The sequence below is a fragment of the Allobosea sp. GW823-FHT01F03 genome, assembly GCF_058798075.1.
The window spans coordinates 1,223,973-1,239,216 of record NZ_CM179505.1 but is presented as its reverse complement, the minus strand read 5'-3'; the positions used below and the strand labels follow the sequence as shown (position 1 = coordinate 1,239,216).

Annotated in this window: 17 protein-coding genes; 8 read left to right on the top strand and 9 right to left on the bottom strand. The window is 66.8% G+C overall.

Features of this window, described 5'->3' with window-relative positions; genetic code table 11:
• Positions 1 to 66: 66 nt before the first annotated feature.
• Entirely contained in the window at positions 67 to 1,506 is a 1,440-nt protein-coding gene (gene pyk / locus AC3RCC_RS05750) for a pyruvate kinase (RefSeq protein WP_291637625.1), read from the top strand.
• Between the two features lie 258 nt (positions 1,507 to 1,764).
• On the top strand, positions 1,765 to 3,069 hold the full coding sequence (gene pncB / locus AC3RCC_RS05745) for a nicotinate phosphoribosyltransferase (RefSeq protein ID WP_452117231.1): 1,305 nt from the start codon (positions 1,765 to 1,767) through the stop codon (positions 3,067 to 3,069).
• A gap of 22 nt (positions 3,070 to 3,091) precedes the next feature.
• Here the strand turns inward: pncB and AC3RCC_RS05740 are convergent, their stop codons facing one another.
• The 6 genes from AC3RCC_RS05740 to ykgO form a co-directional block, all read right to left on the bottom strand.
• Positions 3,092 to 3,820 (bottom strand): class I SAM-dependent methyltransferase, encoded by a 729-nt coding sequence (locus AC3RCC_RS05740; RefSeq protein ID WP_492257870.1) that lies wholly within the window; start codon positions 3,818 to 3,820, stop codon positions 3,092 to 3,094.
• Between the two features lie 216 nt (positions 3,821 to 4,036).
• Positions 4,037 to 4,750, bottom strand: coding sequence for an RES family NAD+ phosphorylase (locus AC3RCC_RS05735; RefSeq protein ID WP_492258754.1), 714 nt, complete (start codon positions 4,748 to 4,750; stop codon positions 4,037 to 4,039).
• Positions 4,744 to 5,157: an MbcA/ParS/Xre antitoxin family protein gene (locus tag AC3RCC_RS05730; RefSeq protein WP_291637619.1), complete on the bottom strand. Its 414-nt coding sequence runs from the start codon at positions 5,155 to 5,157 to the stop codon at positions 4,744 to 4,746. The genes AC3RCC_RS05735 and AC3RCC_RS05730 overlap by 7 nt, the downstream gene beginning before the upstream one ends.
• A gap of 73 nt (positions 5,158 to 5,230) precedes the next feature.
• A complete protein-coding gene (locus AC3RCC_RS05725) occupies positions 5,231 to 6,187 on the bottom strand; it encodes an alpha/beta fold hydrolase (RefSeq protein WP_492257869.1) in 957 nt (318 codons plus the stop codon).
• 48 nt (positions 6,188 to 6,235) lie between these two features.
• Complete coding sequence (locus AC3RCC_RS05720; protein ID WP_492257868.1) at positions 6,236 to 6,907, bottom strand: tetratricopeptide repeat protein; 672 nt, start codon at positions 6,905 to 6,907, stop codon at positions 6,236 to 6,238.
• 145 nt (positions 6,908 to 7,052) lie between these two features.
• Positions 7,053 to 7,178 carry a type B 50S ribosomal protein L36 gene (gene ykgO, locus AC3RCC_RS05715; protein ID WP_114828362.1) on the bottom strand — a complete coding sequence of 42 codons (126 nt, stop codon included), beginning with the start codon at positions 7,176 to 7,178 and terminating at the stop codon, positions 7,053 to 7,055.
• A gap of 289 nt (positions 7,179 to 7,467) precedes the next feature.
• Here ykgO and AC3RCC_RS05710 point away from each other — a divergent pair, with 289 nt between their 5' ends.
• Entirely contained in the window at positions 7,468 to 8,379 is a 912-nt protein-coding gene (locus tag AC3RCC_RS05710; protein WP_291637611.1) for a tellurite resistance TerB family protein, read from the top strand.
• 173 nt (positions 8,380 to 8,552) lie between these two features.
• Here the strand turns inward: AC3RCC_RS05710 and AC3RCC_RS05705 are convergent, their stop codons facing one another.
• From AC3RCC_RS05705 to AC3RCC_RS05695, 3 genes are all read right to left on the bottom strand, one after another.
• Positions 8,553 to 8,882 carry an SMR family transporter gene (locus AC3RCC_RS05705; protein WP_492257867.1) on the bottom strand — a complete coding sequence of 110 codons (330 nt, stop codon included), beginning with the start codon at positions 8,880 to 8,882 and terminating at the stop codon, positions 8,553 to 8,555.
• A gap of 69 nt (positions 8,883 to 8,951) precedes the next feature.
• The gene (locus AC3RCC_RS05700) at positions 8,952 to 9,284 is read right to left on the bottom strand and encodes an NIPSNAP family protein (protein WP_291637606.1); all 333 of its coding nucleotides are present in this window, start codon (positions 9,282 to 9,284) and stop codon (positions 8,952 to 8,954) included.
• A gap of 2 nt (positions 9,285 to 9,286) precedes the next feature.
• Positions 9,287 to 10,471 carry a pyridoxal phosphate-dependent aminotransferase gene (locus AC3RCC_RS05695; protein WP_492257866.1) on the bottom strand — a complete coding sequence of 395 codons (1,185 nt, stop codon included), beginning with the start codon at positions 10,469 to 10,471 and terminating at the stop codon, positions 9,287 to 9,289.
• A 358-nt stretch (positions 10,472 to 10,829) separates the two neighbouring features.
• On the opposite strand from AC3RCC_RS05695, the gene AC3RCC_RS05690 reads away from it, so the two are divergent.
• From AC3RCC_RS05690 to AC3RCC_RS05670, 5 genes are all read left to right on the top strand, one after another.
• The gene (locus tag AC3RCC_RS05690) at positions 10,830 to 12,680 is read left to right on the top strand and encodes an IlvD/Edd family dehydratase (protein ID WP_492257865.1); all 1,851 of its coding nucleotides are present in this window, start codon (positions 10,830 to 10,832) and stop codon (positions 12,678 to 12,680) included.
• Between the two features lie 267 nt (positions 12,681 to 12,947).
• Positions 12,948 to 13,787, top strand: a complete 840-nt coding sequence (locus AC3RCC_RS05685) for an isocitrate lyase/PEP mutase family protein (protein WP_492257864.1) — start codon at positions 12,948 to 12,950, stop codon at positions 13,785 to 13,787.
• The gene (locus AC3RCC_RS05680; protein ID WP_492257863.1) at positions 13,784 to 14,110 is read left to right on the top strand and encodes an immunity protein CdiI family protein; all 327 of its coding nucleotides are present in this window, start codon (positions 13,784 to 13,786) and stop codon (positions 14,108 to 14,110) included. Before AC3RCC_RS05685 ends, AC3RCC_RS05680 begins: the two co-directional genes overlap by 4 nt.
• Complete coding sequence (locus AC3RCC_RS05675) at positions 14,107 to 14,784, top strand: GNAT family N-acetyltransferase (RefSeq protein ID WP_492257862.1); 678 nt, start codon at positions 14,107 to 14,109, stop codon at positions 14,782 to 14,784. Before AC3RCC_RS05680 ends, AC3RCC_RS05675 begins: the two co-directional genes overlap by 4 nt.
• 1 nt (position 14,785) lies before the next feature.
• Complete coding sequence (locus tag AC3RCC_RS05670; RefSeq protein ID WP_492257861.1) at positions 14,786 to 15,232, top strand: GNAT family N-acetyltransferase; 447 nt, start codon at positions 14,786 to 14,788, stop codon at positions 15,230 to 15,232.
• Positions 15,233 to 15,244: the final 12 nt, after the last annotated feature.

The following is a 15,244-nucleotide window of genomic DNA, read 5'->3' as shown; positions in this document are numbered from 1 at the left end:
AGCCACGAATAAGCGACGGAACGACCGGACGCAGAACGAACTGCGCAAACAAGGAGAAACGACCCAATGTGGCGGGAACGACGGATCAAGATCATCGCGACATTGGGGCCCGCCTCCTCCACGCCGGAGATGTGTGCGAAACTTTTCCAGGCCGGCGTCGACGTTTTCCGGATCAACATGAGCCATACCCAGCGCGAGACGCTGCCCGAGAGGGTCGCGATGCTGCGGGCGCTGGAGACGCAGTTCCGGCGTCCGGTCGGCATCCTCGCCGATCTGCAGGGGCCGAAGCTGCGCGTCGGCCAGTTCGGTGGCGATGGCGGCGTGCTGCTGGAGAACGGCGCGCGTTTCACCCTCGATTCAGATCCTGCCCCCGGCACGGTCAAGCGCGTCCACCTGCCCCATCCGGAAATCCTCTCGGCGCTGGAGCCCGGTCACAACCTGATCCTCGATGACGGCAAGATCCGGCTCGTGGTCGAGAAGGCCTCGGAGAAGCAGGCCGTCACCAAGGTCACGGTCGGCGGGCGGCTGTCCTCGCGCAAGGGCATCAGCCTGCCCGACACCACGATTGCGGTCTCGGCGATGACCGACAAGGACCGCTCCGACGCCGAGGCGGCGGCCGAGGCCGGCGTCGACTGGATCGCGCTCTCCTTCGTGCAGCGGCCCGAGGACATGGCCGATCTCCGCAAGATCGTGCGCGGCCGCGCGCTCGCCCTGGCCAAGATCGAGAAGCCGCAGGCGCTGCTGCGGCTCGAGGAAATCATCGATGCCTCCGACGCGATCATGGTCGCGCGCGGCGATCTCGGCGTCGAGATGCCGCTCGAGAAGGTCCCCGGCACGCAGAAGCGCATCACCCGCCTGTCGCGGCGCATGGGCAAGCCGGTGGTGGTCGCGACCCAGATGCTGGAGAGCATGATCACCGCCCCGGTGCCGACCCGCGCCGAGGTCTCCGATGTCGCGACCGCCGTCTTCGAGGGCGCCGACGCCGTGATGCTTTCGGCCGAGAGCGCCGCAGGCCAATACCCGGTCGAGGCGGTCACGATGATGAACCGCATCGCCGAGGAGGTCGAGAACGACACGACCTATCGCTCGATCCTCGACGCGCAGCGCGCCGAGCCGGAGGCGACCGGCGCCGACGCCATCGCCAAGGCCGCCCATGAGATCGCCTCGGCCCTGCATCTGAAGGCGATCGCGGCCTGGACCTCCTCGGGCTCGACCGCCTTCCGCCTCGCCCGCGAGCGGCCGAATTCGACGGTCGTCGCGCTGACGCCCAACCGCGCCACGGCGCGCCGCCTGACCCTGGTCTGGGGCGTGCACGCGGTCGTCACCAAGGACGCCAGCGACAATGACGACATGGCCTTCCGCGCCTGCAAATTCGCGGTGCGCGAGGGCTATGCGGCGCTCGGCGACCGCATCATCGTCGTCGCCGGCGTCCCCTTCGGCACGCCGGGTGCGACCAACATGGTCCGGATCGCCTTCGTGGCGAAGGAGCATGTCGAACAGGCGTGAGGACGTCTCTTCGCGCTTGCTGAGGAAGCACGCCGTCTTTCCGGGGCTTCGCGCAGCGAAGCGCCCGGCCCCATGAATACCACGGCCGGCAGCAAGACTTTCGGTCGTGCTGCTTTCTCGAAAACGCATCGAGGTCATGAGTTCCGGGCTCGGGCCTTGCGGCCTGCCCCGGAATGGCCCTGTGCCGCCGCCCACCATTCCCCTGCGGCCGCCCCTGCTCTACTGCTTGAGCGATCCTTCCAGCAGCCCGCGACGCCCATGGCCATCACCGACATCGCCTCACGGACCTACAACCACAGCTGGCGGCTCGACCCGATCGTGCGCAGCCTGCTCGACACCGATTTCTACAAGCTCCTGATGCTGCAGATGATCAGGAGCTTCCACCCGAAGGTCGAGGTCACCTTCGGGCTGATCAACCGCAGCAAGGCGATCCGCCTCGCCGAGGTGATCGACGAGGGTGAGCTGCGCGCCCAGCTCGACCATGCCCGGGAACTGCGCTTCACCAAGAAGGAGCTGATCTGGCTCGCCGGCAACAGCTTCTACGGCAAGACCCAGATGTTCACGCCGGATTTCATCGCCTGGCTCGCCGAGTTCCGCCTGCCCGATTACGAGCTGCGCAAGGTCGACGGGCAATACGAGCTGACCTTCGCCGGCCCCTGGACCCATTCGATGATGTGGGAGATCCCGGCCCTCGCCATCGTCAACGAACTGCGCTCGCGCCAGGCCCTGAAGGGCTGGGGGCGCTTCGCGCTCGACGTGCTCTATGCCCGTGCCAAGTCGAAGCTCTGGGACAAGGTCGAGCGGCTGAAGAAGCTGCCCGATCTGCGCATCTCCGATTTCGGCACCCGCCGCCGCCATGGCCATCTCTGGCAGCGCTGGTGCGTCGAGGCGCTGAAGGAGGGCCTGGGGCCGACCTTCACCGGCACCTCGAACGTACTGCTCGCCATGGAGAACGATCTCGAGGCGATCGGCACCAACGCCCATGAACTGCCGATGGTGCTGGCGGCGCTGGCCGACAGCGACGAGGAACTGCGCGCCGCCCCCTATCGCGTGCTCGACGAATGGCGTCAGGTCTATGCCGGCAACCTCCTGATCGTGCTGCCCGACGCCTTCGGCACCACCGCCTTCCTCGACGACGCCCCCTCCTGGCTCGCCGACTGGACGGGCTTTCGCCCCGACAGCGCCCCACCGATCGAGGCCGGCGAGCAGATCATCGCCTGGTGGAAATCCCAGGGCCGCGATCCCCAGAGCAAGCTGCTGATCTTCTCCGACGGCATGGACATCGACTCGATCGAGGAGGCCTATCACCATTTCCACGGCAGGGTCCGCACCAGCTTCGGCTGGGGCACCAACCTCACCAACGACTTCGTCGGCTGCTCGCCGGTCGGCACGCCCGATCTCGACCCGATCTCGCTGGTCTGCAAGGTCGTCAGCGCCAATGGCCGCCCGGCGGTGAAACTCTCCGACAACCCGAACAAGGCCACGGGCGATCCGGCCGAGATCGCGAGGTATCTGCGTGTCTTCGGCGGCGCGGATCGCAAGGCGAAGGCGGTCAGGGTCTGAGCACGCCGCGATCCGCACGGTATCAGCGCTGCACCGACACCAGCAGCATCATCGGCCGCTCCAGCTCCTCCGCCAGCCCGGGATTCTCCGCGATCTGCGCGGCCGTCGGCGCGAATTCCGCGACATGGCGGAGCGTCCAGCCGGCGGCGATCAGGCCGTTCAGCGTCGTACCCAGCGTCCGGTGATATTTGAGGACGCCGTCGGTGAACCAGTTGGTGCGGCGCTCGCCCTCCACGGCATAGCGGTTCACCGGCCAGGTCTTGCGCCCGTCCTCATCGCTCGACCAGCGCGGATGGGCCGCCGCCATGTAGATCGGGTGCTCGATCGTGAAGACGAAATGCGCGCCCGGCGTCAGAGCCTGGTGGATCATGCGGACCAGCCGGCCGAAATCCGCGATATAGTGGAAGGTCAGGGCGCTGTAGGCGAAGTCGAACGCCGCCGGAGGCAGCTCAAGCATCTCGAGATCGGCGATCTCATAGGCGATCGCGGCATCCGAGGTCTGCGCCCGGGCACGCGCGATCATCTTTTCGGAGACATCCAGACCCGTGACCGATGCGGCCCCCTGCTCGCGCGCCCAGCGCGCGAACCAGCCGAAGCCGCAGCCGAGATCGACGACCCGCCTCCCCTTCAGATCGGGGATGAGCGCGCGGATGGCCGGCCATTCCGGCGCCCCGGCGAGGCCGTGGACCTGCCGCGGAAGCTGGCTATAGCCGGCGAAGAATTTGGGATCGTCATAGATGTTCTGTGCCATGCAAGGCTCCATCGGTCATGCGGATGGGCGAGGCACAGGCGAAAAGACGGCCTCGTCCGTATCCGGCGAGGCTGCGGGTGCGCGATACGCTTGGACTAACGCGATCGATGCCCCGGCATCCCGCCTGTCGGGATGCCGGCGAGCCGGGCGACAATATGCGTGTCCTTCTCGATCATGCCGGCATTATCTGGAGGAGAGCGAGGGCCTGTCAACGGGCTACCCGATCCGGAACACCCTCCCCGTCCCCGCCTCGCGGTAGAGATCCACCCGCCTGCCGTTCCAGTGATAGTCGAGATGCCGGCCCTGAACCGGATCGTGCGCGAGGTCCGGCCAGAACAGGCCGACGCATTCGCCGTCCGGCCGGCGCACGCTCGGATAGACGACGCCGTCCGAGCCCGACGCCCTGAGCCGCGCGCCCAGCGCCTGCCCGGCCTCGTACCCCTCCGCCAGCAGCAGCGGGCTCGTCCCGACCGCTTCGCCACGCAGATCGTGCAGTGAGCCTTCGACCGAGAGAACGATCTCGCGGAACTGCGAGGTCCAGCCCGGCGGCTCCTGTGTCTTCGCCATGAAGCTTGCATGGTGATGGATCGTCTCGAACAGCGCCGTCTCGAAGACGTCGCCGGCATAGAGCACGCCGAACGAGCCGTCGCTGAACCGGCTCGGCCGGTCGCGGCTGACATGGGTGAAGGGCGCCATCAGGAGGCTCGCCCCGGGACCGGAGACGCGACGACCTGGCGGCACCAGGTCGAGATTGCCGATCGTCTCCATCAGCCGCGGATTGGTCTTCATCTCGGCCGAGATCAGCAGTGGCCAGTCGGCGGGGTCGGCGATGTCCTCGAACAGATCGATCGGCGGGAAGGCGCTGCGGATGATGCGGACCGCCGCCGAGCACGCGACCGGAACGACCGGAAACTCGCCGGAACTCACCAGAGCCCACGCTCGGCGTCGAGATAGCGCCGCACCCGCATCAGATCGGTGAGTTCGCCATCGAGCATGACCGCGAGCGCCGACTTGCCACCGAAGGCCTCGTTCGCAGCCCTGATCCAGGCATAGCCGCGCTGCGGCTCGCGGAAGATCAGGCGCAGCGCCTTGTGAATGCCCATCAGATTGGAGAGCCGCGCCGCGCCGTCGCGGTCGATCCGGCCGATCTCGCCGGACTTCCAGCGCCGGTAGCTGCGCACCGGCTGGTCGAGCAGCATGGCGGCCTCCTCGTCGGTGACGCCCCAGAGCCGAAACAGATTGACCGCCGCCCGGAACATCGCCGCCGCCTCCTCCTGCGTGATCGCGGCGGGAGAAAACGGCGCAGCAGCGGTATCGACCGGAGAAAGCGCAGTCATGACTAGTCCTCCATATGGCATCATATAGATAAATTGATGCCATATGGCAAGTTTAGATCAGCGATTGGCTGGCTCAGCGCCGATCACGAGCCACTGCGAGCATCGCGTCGATAGCCGCGGCGATCAGCCCCGGCGCGACATGCTGCGGCATATGACCGACGCCCGGCAGCAGCAGCAGGCGCCCCTGCGGAGCCTCGCGCGCGATCGCAGCCGAATGGATCGTTGGCGAAACGATGGTGTCGGCATCCCCAGCGACCGCCAGCACCGGCACTTCGAGCTCGCGATAGCGCGGCGCCTGATCGGCAAGGAAATCGAAAGCGACAGCCATGTCCTCCGCATTGGATTGCTGAACGTCGGGACGCAGCAGCAGGCGAGCCTCGCCCGCCGCCTCATGGCAAGGCCGTTGCGGGACAAGGCCCGAGACCGCGTCCGTCCCGCCGCCCAGCCGGTAGCGCGCCAGCGGCACGCCGACGACATGGCTGAACAGCGACCCGATCCAGGGCGTAGCGGCGATGCGCTGCGACCAGGTGATGCCGCCCGGCCAGGGATGGCTCATGGCGCCGAGCAGCACGAGGCCCTGCAGCCTTTCCGGTCGCTCCAGTGCGATTCGGGACGATATCGCACCGCCGAGCGAATGCCCGACGAGCACGAAGCGCTCCGGCGCGATCCGGTCGAGCCCCTGCATCAGGGCCTGCGCCTGCCGGCCGGGATCGGCCATGTCCCGCCCACCCAAGCGCTCGCTCCAGCCATGGCCGGGGCGATCCGGTGCGATGACGCGATAACTGGAGAGCGTCGGACCGAGCGCCGCGAGCAGATCGGCATGATTGTCATAGGCGCCATGGAGCAGCACCACCGTACCGCGCGGCTCCCCCGCCGGCCTGCACTCACGATAATGCAGCCGCCCGCCTTCAACCGCGACGAAGGCGCCTCGGGGCGGGTGGCGCGCCTCCACCTCGGCGCGGGTGACCTCGCTGAAGACGGCCAGGCCGAGCGTGAGGAGCAGGATGGCGATCAGGGCGCAACGCAACATTGCCGCTCCATCGCGGGCAATCGCATTGAGTCGCTACGCGAGCGCGACTCAGGCGTCGCGACCGTCAACCTCGATCTTGAGCGCTTCGACGGCCTCCTTGACCGCTTCGAGCTCGGGATAGATCGCCAGCACCTGCCGATAGGCGATCATGGCGCGCTTGTCGTCGCCCTGCTGGCGCAGGATCGTGCCCAGCCCCATGATCGCACCATAATGGCGCGGCTCGCGCTTCAGCGTCTCTCCGATGTCGTAAAGCGAGCGAATCGGGTCCCCCAGCAGGAAGAGCGCATTGGCGCGCTGGTTCCAGCCCTCGGCCCAGTCGGGCTCGAGCGTGATCACCCGGTCGAGCAGCTCGATCGCCAGCGGCAGCTCCTGCGCCTTCACGGCCTGCTGCGCCCGGCTCATCAGGAGGTCGGCGGTGTCCGAACCGGAGCGCGCCCAGCGGCGCTGGATCAGATTGGCGATGCCCTTGGCCTCTTCCGGCGTCTTGGCGGCAGCCAGACGCTCGAACAGCTTGTCGAGTGTCGCCGCCGGGCTGCGCGGCGCCGGCGTCTCTGGCTGATTGGGCTTGTCGTCGATGTCGGCCGGCGGCACCGCGCCGTCGCGCGACGGCGGCGCCGGCTGCGCCCAGACGGATAGCGGCGCCGTCACGGCAAGCGACAGCGGCACCAACGCCAGGCGGAGGAAACGGGCGAGCCTCATGCCGGTGAATGTAGGCGGCATCGGCCCGGCGTCAATTCACGGGACGGCGAACTCGCCGGAAAGCCAGGACGGCCAAGCCAAAAAAGCGGGCCGCACCGAAGTGCAGCCCGCTCTTGTTCCGGTCTGGCACAGCGCCGGTCGACGCGGCACAAAGCCGCGTCAAAACTCAGCCCTGGCGCGCCTTGAAGCGCTTCTGGACCTTGTTGATGATGTAGACGCGGCCCTTGCGGCGCACGAGCTGGTTGTCGCGATGACGGAGACGCAGCGACTTGAGCGAATTGCGGATCTTCATGGCTCGAACTCCCATCGGCTCGCCCTGCGGCGAAACCGGTCAAAAATTTTGGCGCGACGCGAACCGTTTGACCGGCCCTCATCGAACAAACGACAGCGCGCCTGATGCGATGGCGGCTGTATAAGGACTTTGACGCCGAAAGCAAGGGCGAAGGCGCCGAATTCATCGCCTTTCTCGCGACCGCCCGCCGCCATCCTCCCGCCGTTTTCGCATGACCCGTCTAGCGGCCACAGAATGCGGTGCCTAGAGTGCGCCGCCGCCCCGGCATGCCTTCCGAAGGAGTCCTTCGATGTTCAACGCCAAATCCCTTCTCGATGCGCTCGTCAGCGCCGGCAGCCAGATCGGTGCCCAGGCAGGGCAGCAGGGCGCACAGGGCGGCAGCGGCGGGCTGAGCGGCATGCTCGGCAACATCGCCCAGCAGGTCCAGCAGGCGGGCGGCGCCGGCGGCCTCGCCGGCATGGCCGGCCAGATCTTCGGCCAGGCCACGCAGGGCGTGCAGGACGCCGCCCAGAAGACCGGGCTGCAGCAGGGCGCCACCGACATCGTCGGCCAGATTTCCGGCGGCAAGACGCCGGAGGAGCTACTCGCCCAGGCGAAGGGCATGTTCGGCAACAATCAGCTGGCCGCCGGTGCGGTCCTCGGTGGGCTCGGCGCGCTGATCTTCGGCACCTCGGCCGGGCGCTCCATTGCCGGCTCCGCCGTCAAGGTCGGCGGCCTCGCTCTGGTCGGCGGCCTCGCCTACAAGGCCTACCAGAACTATCAGGCCGGCAAGCCGCTGCTCGGCGCCGAGCAGCGGGTGCTGCTGCCAGCCCCCGCCGGCTCGGGCTTCGAGCCGGAAGCCGCGAGTGACGCCAATGCGCTGATCTTCATCCGCGCCATGATCGCCGCCTCAGCCTCGGACGGCCATATCGACGACAGCGAGCGTGGCGCCATTCTCGGCGGCCTGCGCGAGGCCGGCTTCGACCCGGAGGCAAATGCCTGGCTCGCCAACGAGATGGCGAATCCCGCCTCGGTCGACGAGCTGGTCGAGGGCGCAGAGTCGCCGGAACTCGCGGCGCAAATCTACACGGCGGCCCGAATCGCCATCAATCCGGACAAGCCGGCGGAGAAGGACTTCCTCGCCGGCCTCGCCGGCTCCCTCGGCCTCGATGCCGAGCTGGTGGCCAATATCGACGCCGCCGCGAGCGCCGCGAAGGTCTGACCACCTACTGGAAAAACAATCAGCCCTCATCCTGAGGAGGCCCGAGAGGGCCGTCTCGAAGGATGCTCCAGAAGGCGCTGAGGCTCATAGAGCATCCTTCGAGACGCCATTCCCTTCGGAATGGCTCCTCAGGATGAGGACTATACTGTGTTAGCGCCCTGCCCGCGCGCCGCTCAGTGGGCGACCGATTTCGAGAAGGCGTTGATCACCACGACGCCGGCGACGATCAGGCCCATGCCAATCACCGCCGGCAGGTCGAGCTTCTGCCCGAACAGGACGAGCGCGATCAGGCTGATCAAGACGATGCCGACGCCCGACCAGATCGCATAGGCGACGCCGACGGGCATGGTCCGCAGGGTCAGCGACAGGAAGTAGAACGCGCTCGCGAAGGCGACCAGGGTGATCAGCGAGGGCACCGGCCGGCTGAACTGCTCCGACGCCTTCAGGGCCGAGGTGCCGATCACCTCGCTGACGATCGCGAATGCGAGATAAAGATAGCTCATGCGGTCAGGCTCTTCCTTCGCCCCGGCGCTCGGGAGAGCCGGCAGACGCGCTCGCCATATCTGCCGGTTTCAGGGCGCGCGGCGCGCCCCCTGATCGTCCTCGAAGACCGGTCGGAAGAACGAGCGCTCATAGCTGATGATGAAGCGGTGCTTTTCGTTCAGTGCGACGGCCGCCAGACACTCCTCGTCCTTGAACGAGGCCTCACGGTATTCCTCATAAGCGGCCAGCGACGGAAAGCTGAACATCGCCAGGGCGACGTTCGAGGTCCCTTCCGATGGCATGAAGTAGCCGTGATGCTTCCCGCCGAACTTCTCGACCAGCCTGATCCAGAGCTTGCCGTAATGCTCGAACGCCGGCAGCTGATAGGGATCGACGACATAGCGCAAATGGCAGGTGATCATACTCAAGCGGCCTTGGCGCTCTTGAGGAACTCGCCCATCCGGCCGAGCGCCCGCTCGATATTCTCCAGCGAGTTGGCATAGGACAGGCGGATATAGCCCTCGCCATGCACGCCGAAATCCGGCCCGCCGATGGTCGCGACGCCGGTCTCCTCGAGCAGCGCCGAAGCGAGCTTCTTCGCCTTCCAGCCGGTCTGCGAGACATTCGGGAAAGCGTAGAACGCCCCCTTCGGCTCGATACAGGAGACGCCAGGCAGTTCGTTCAGCCCGGCGACGACCGCCTTCCGGCGCCGGTAGAACTCCGCCAGCATCATCGCGACCGCGTCCTGCGGGCCGGTCAGCGCCGCGAGCCCCGCCCATTGCGCCGGCGCGTTGACGCAGGAATGCGAGTTCACCGCGAGCTTGCGGGCATTGTCGTAGAGCGGCTTTGGCCAGATCGAGAAGCCCATGCGCCAGCCGGTCATGGCATAGGTCTTCGACCAGCCATTGAGCAGGATCAGCCGGTCGCGGATTTCCGGATAGCTCAACAGGCAGACATGCTTCTCGCCGTCATAGAGCATCTGGTCGTAGATTTCGTCCGACATCACGGCGACGTAGGGGAAGTTCGCAAGGCCGGCGACGAGCTTGTCGACCTCGGCCTTGGGCGTCACGCCGCCGGTCGGGTTCGCCGGCGAGTTGACGATCAAAAGCCGCGTCTTCGGCGTGATCAGCGACAGCGTCTCCTCGGCCGAGAAGGCGAAGCCGTTCGCCTCACGGATCGGCACCGGAACCGGCGTCGCGCCGGTGTACTCGATCATCGAGCGATAGATCGGGAAGCCGGGATCGGGATAGAGGATCTCGGCGCCGGGCTCGCCGAACATCAGGATCGCCATGAACATGGTGACTTTGCCGCCCGGCACGATCATCACCTCCTCCGGCGAGACATTCACGGCATAGCGCTTGTGCAGGTCGGCAGCGACCGCCTCGCGCAGGGGCAGGATGCCATTCGCCGGCGTATAGCCGTGATGGCCGTCGCGCAGCGCCTTCACCGCCGCCTCGACGATATGCTCCGGCGTCGGGAAATCCGGCTGGCCGATGCCGAGATTGATGATGTCCTTGCCCTGGCGCTGCAATTCGGTCGCCCGCGCCAGCACGGCGAAAGCGTTTTCCTCGCCGATCCGGGCGAAGGATGGGACGACCTGGAGCGTCATGGCGGTTTCCTCTTGCGCTTGTTGTCGCACCCGTCCCGCAGGCCGGGCCGGCCTTGTCCATCTGTCTTGGCCGCAAAGCCGCGCCCGGGCAAGCCTGCTCTCGGCCCCCGCATCTGCGCCCCTCGCCGGGCTGGGCCGCATTTGGAACACTTGCAAACTGCGCCGCCGCGACCTTTGCTGGTGCCGGGCGTGCATTGGCGATTGGCAGGCCGCTCAAAGCTGCTGTATGCAGAATACAGCAGCAACGGCAAGTGCGCTTGCCGTGCTGCCCTGGCCGGCATGACCTGTCGGTCAAATCGATTTAAAGACGATGCCGAAGCGGCTCGAAGGCCGCCTGGCCGCGAGAGGAAACGACGGGATGGCCAAGAGCCCCACAGGCAAGACGCCGAGCAAGTCTTCGAACGGCAAGAAGCCGGTCCGCAGGATCAAGCCGGAGCAGCTGCGCTCCAAGGCCTGGTTCGACAACCCCGCCAATGCCGACATGACCGCGCTCTATATCGAGCGCACCATGAATTTCGGCCTGTCGCGCGAGGAATTGCAGTCGGGCCGCCCGATCATCGGCATCGCCCAGACCGGCTCCGACATCGCCCCCTGCAATCGCCATCATCTCGAGCTCGCCAGCCGCGTCCGCGACGGCATCCGCGAAATGGGCGGCGTGCCCTTCGAGTTCCCGATCCATCCGATCCAGGAAACCTGCAAGCGGCCGACCGCCTCGCTCGACCGCAACCTGCAATATCTCAGCCTGGTCGAGATCCTCTACGGCTACCCGATCGACGGTGTCGTGCTGACCACCGGCTGCGACAAGACCACCCCGGCCCAGATCATGGCGGCTGCGACGGTCGACATCCCGGCGATCGCCCTGCCGGGCGGCCCGATGCTGAACGGCGACTTCCGCGGCGAGCGCACCGGCTCGGGCACGATCGTCTGGAAGGCGCGCCAGATGATGGCGGCCGGCGAGATCGACTATCGCGGCTTCGTCGACCTCGTCGCCTCCTCGGCGCCGTCGGCCGGCCACTGCAATACCATGGGCACGGCCTCGACCATGAACGCGCTCGCCGAGGCGATGGGCATGACCCTGCCCGGCGCGGCCGCCATTCCGGCCCCCTATCGTGACCGCTATGAGATGGCCTATCTCACCGGCCGCCGCATCGTCGAGATGGTCTGGGAGAACCTGATCCCCTCGAAGATCCTGACGCGTGAAGCCTTCGAGAACACCATCGTCATCAATTCGGCGATCGGCGGCTCGACCAATGCGCCGGTCCATGTCAACGCCATCGCCAAGCATATCGGCGTAGCCCTCGACAACGAGGACTGGACCAAGATCGGCTACGACACACCGCTGCTGGTCAACATGCAGCCCGCCGGCGAATATCTCGGCGAGGACTATTATCGCGCCGGCGGCCTGCCCGCCGTGATCGCCGAGCTGCTCGAGAAGGGCAAGCTCAAGCCGGCGATCACCGCCAATGGCCGCACCCACGAAGAGAACTGCAAGGGCTTCTTCGCGATCAACCGCGACGTCATCAAGAGCTATGACGAGCCGATGAAGAAGGAGGCCGGGTTCCTCAACCTCTCCGGCAACCTGTTCGACTCGGCAATCATGAAGACCTCGGTGATCACGCCGGAGTTCCGCAAGCGCTATCTCGAGAACCCGAAGGACCCGATGGCCTTCGAGGGCCGGGCGATCGTCTTCGACGGACCGGAAGACTATCACCACCGCATCGACGATCAGGCGCTCGCCATCGACGAGCACTGCATCCTGTTCATCCGCGGCGTCGGGCCGATCGGCTATCCGGGCGCGGCAGAGGTGGTGAACATGCGGCCGCCGGATTACCTGATCAAGAAGGGCGTTTCCGCGCTGGCCTGCGTCGGCGATGGCCGCCAGTCCGGCACCTCGGGCTCGCCCTCGATCCTCAACGCCTCGCCGGAAGCGGCGACCGGCGGCGGGCTGGCTCTGCTCATCACCGGCGACAAGGTCCGCATCGACCTGAAGAAGCGCACCGCCAACATCCTGATCTCGGATGAGGAGCTGGCGCAGCGCCGGGCCGAGTTCAAGGCCAATGGCGGCTACAAGTATCCGAAGAGCCAGACCCCCTGGCAGGAGATCCAGCGCAAGATCGTCGGCGAGCTCTCCGAGGGCATGGTTCTCAAGCCGGCGGTCAAGTACCAGAAGATCCACAAGAAGTTCGGCGTGCCGCGCGACAACCACTGATCGCGCCCGCAACGATCGCGACGCCATCCAGCGTCTACGACATCGCCCCGCCCGCGCGACCGCGCCGCGGGGCGATGCTCTTTCAGCCGCGAAGGATGCGTCGTCGGGATACGGGCCCGGGCCGCTCGCGGCGCCATCCGGCCCGCCTCAGGACACGGCATTCGCATGGCGCATCCCGGCTTGCCCCCCGATGCGGGGCTGCGGGGCTGACAAATCGGCGCAAGAACGACAGTATGGCGCCCCTAGACCGTTTTGAAACGATTTAAAATGGCGTACAGCCCGCAGGTCGAGATCTTCCGTAGGCTTCATGAAGCCGGCTGCTTCGTCATGCCCAATCCCTGGGACGAAGGCTCGGCGCGTTGGCTGCGCGGACAGGGCTTTCCGGCTCTGGCTTCGACCAGCGCCGGCTTCGCCTTCACCAGGGCCCGCGCCGACCAGGACGTGCCGCGCGACATGATGCTGGCGCATCTCGCCGAGCTGGTGAAGGCCGTGCCGGACCTGCCGATCAATGCCGATTTCGAGAACGGCTATGCCGACACGCCCGACGGCGTCGCCGCCAACGTCAAGCTCTGTATCGCGACCGGCGTAGCCGGCCTCTCGATCGAGGATGCGACCGGCCGCACCGAGGACCCGCTCTATCCGTTCGAGCTCGCGGTCGAGCGCGTCCGTGCCGCCCGCCGCGCCATCGACGAGACCGGCTCCGGCGCGCTGCTGACCGCCCGGGCCGAGTGCTTCCTGACCGGCCACCCCGATCCGCTCAACGAGTCGGCGCGCCGCATCAGCGCCTATGCGGAGGCGGGCGCCGACGTGCTCTATGCCCCCGGCCCGAAGACTGCGGCCGATATCGGCACCATCGTCGCCGCGGCCGGCGGCAAGCCGGTCAATACACTGGTCTATGGCGATTTCGGCCTCAGCGTTTCCGACATCGCCGCGGCCGGCACCCGCCGGATCTCGATCGGCGGAGCGCTCGCCCGCGCCGCCTGGGCAGCCTTCATCGAGGCCACCCGCCTGATCAAGGACGAGGGCAGTTTTCGGGGCTTTGCCGGCAATGGCGCCTCCGCCCCGCTCATCCCGTTCTTCCGCGATGATCTGAAGGCACGCTCGTGAGCGGACAACTCCTCATCGCGCCGGAATGGCTCGGCCGCAGCGGCCTCTGGCTGGTCGACGCCAAGGGCAAGCGCAAGCCGGTCGACGCCGAGGATGTCGGCCTCTCCGACGATCTTGCCGACCGGCTCGAAAGCTGGATGGATTCCTTCGACGCGATCTATGACGAAGCCGATGAAGCCGCCTCCGATTTCGGCAACCCGGTCGAGCGGCTCGCCTGGGAAGCCGAAGGCGCCGCTTTGGCAGAGGCCATCATCGACGAGCTCGGACCGGACTGGGACGTCACCCAGGACCTGAACGGCTGGCGCGAAAAGGCGACGAAATGAACCCGGTTCTGGACTGGACTCCCCCGCCCTTCCCGCCCGCCAAGGTCCTCGACGGCCGCTATTGCCGGCTCGAACCGATCGACCCGGCCCGTCATCTCGACGATATCTGGACGGCAATGGCCGGCCATGACGCGCTCTGGGAATGGATGCCGGCCCATCCGCCCGAGGACAAGGCGGCCTATGGCGAGTTGCTGGCGACCATGGTCGCCAAGCCCGGCATCGTGCCCTTCGCCGTGATCGACAAGGCCGACGGCAAGGCCAAGGGCCATCTCTGGCTGATGGAGATCCGCCCCGAGCAGGGCGTCTTCGAGGTCGGCTACATCACCTACTCGCCGTCCTTGCAGCGCACCCGGGTGGCGAGCGAGGCGATCTATCTCTGCGGCGCCTATGGCTTCTCGCTCGGCTATCGCCGCTATGAGTGGAAGTGCAACAATCTCAACGAGCCCTCCAAGCGCGCCGCTCTGCGCTTCGGCTTCCAGTATGAGGGGCTTTTCCGCCAGCACATGGTGGTCAAGGGCCGCAACCGCGACACCGCCTGGTTCTCGATCACCGATGGCGAATGGCCGAAACGGGCCGAAGCCTTCGAGCGCTGGCTGGCGCCGGAGAATTTCGATGCGGAAGGCCGGCAGAAGACCTCGCTGACGGATTTCATGAAGCAGGCGAAAGCAGCCTGACATGTCGCTGCGCCGCGCCTCGACGGACGATATCCCGGCGATCGCCGCGCTGACCGAGGCTGCCTATCTGCCGAATGAGAGCGTCATCGGCGTGCCCTCGCTACCGCGCATCGCCGACTATCATCAGGTGCTGGCGGAGCATGAAGTCTGGCTCGCAGAAAGCGACGGCACGCTCGACGGCGTCCTGGTGCTCGAGGAGGAGCCGGCGAAGTTCACGCTCTGGAGCATCGCCGTCGCCCCCGCCGCCAGCGGCCGCAAGGTGGGCTCGGCCCTGATGGATTTCGCCGAGGAGCAGGCCCGGGCGCTCGGCCACGACGCCATCCACCTCTATACCCATGCCAGGCTTGCCGAGCGCATCGGCTGGTATGAGCGGCTGGGCTACCAGACCACCCATTTCGAGGATCTGCCGGATCGTCGGCTGATCCATATGCGCAAGAACCTCCGATAGTCGGAAAAATAC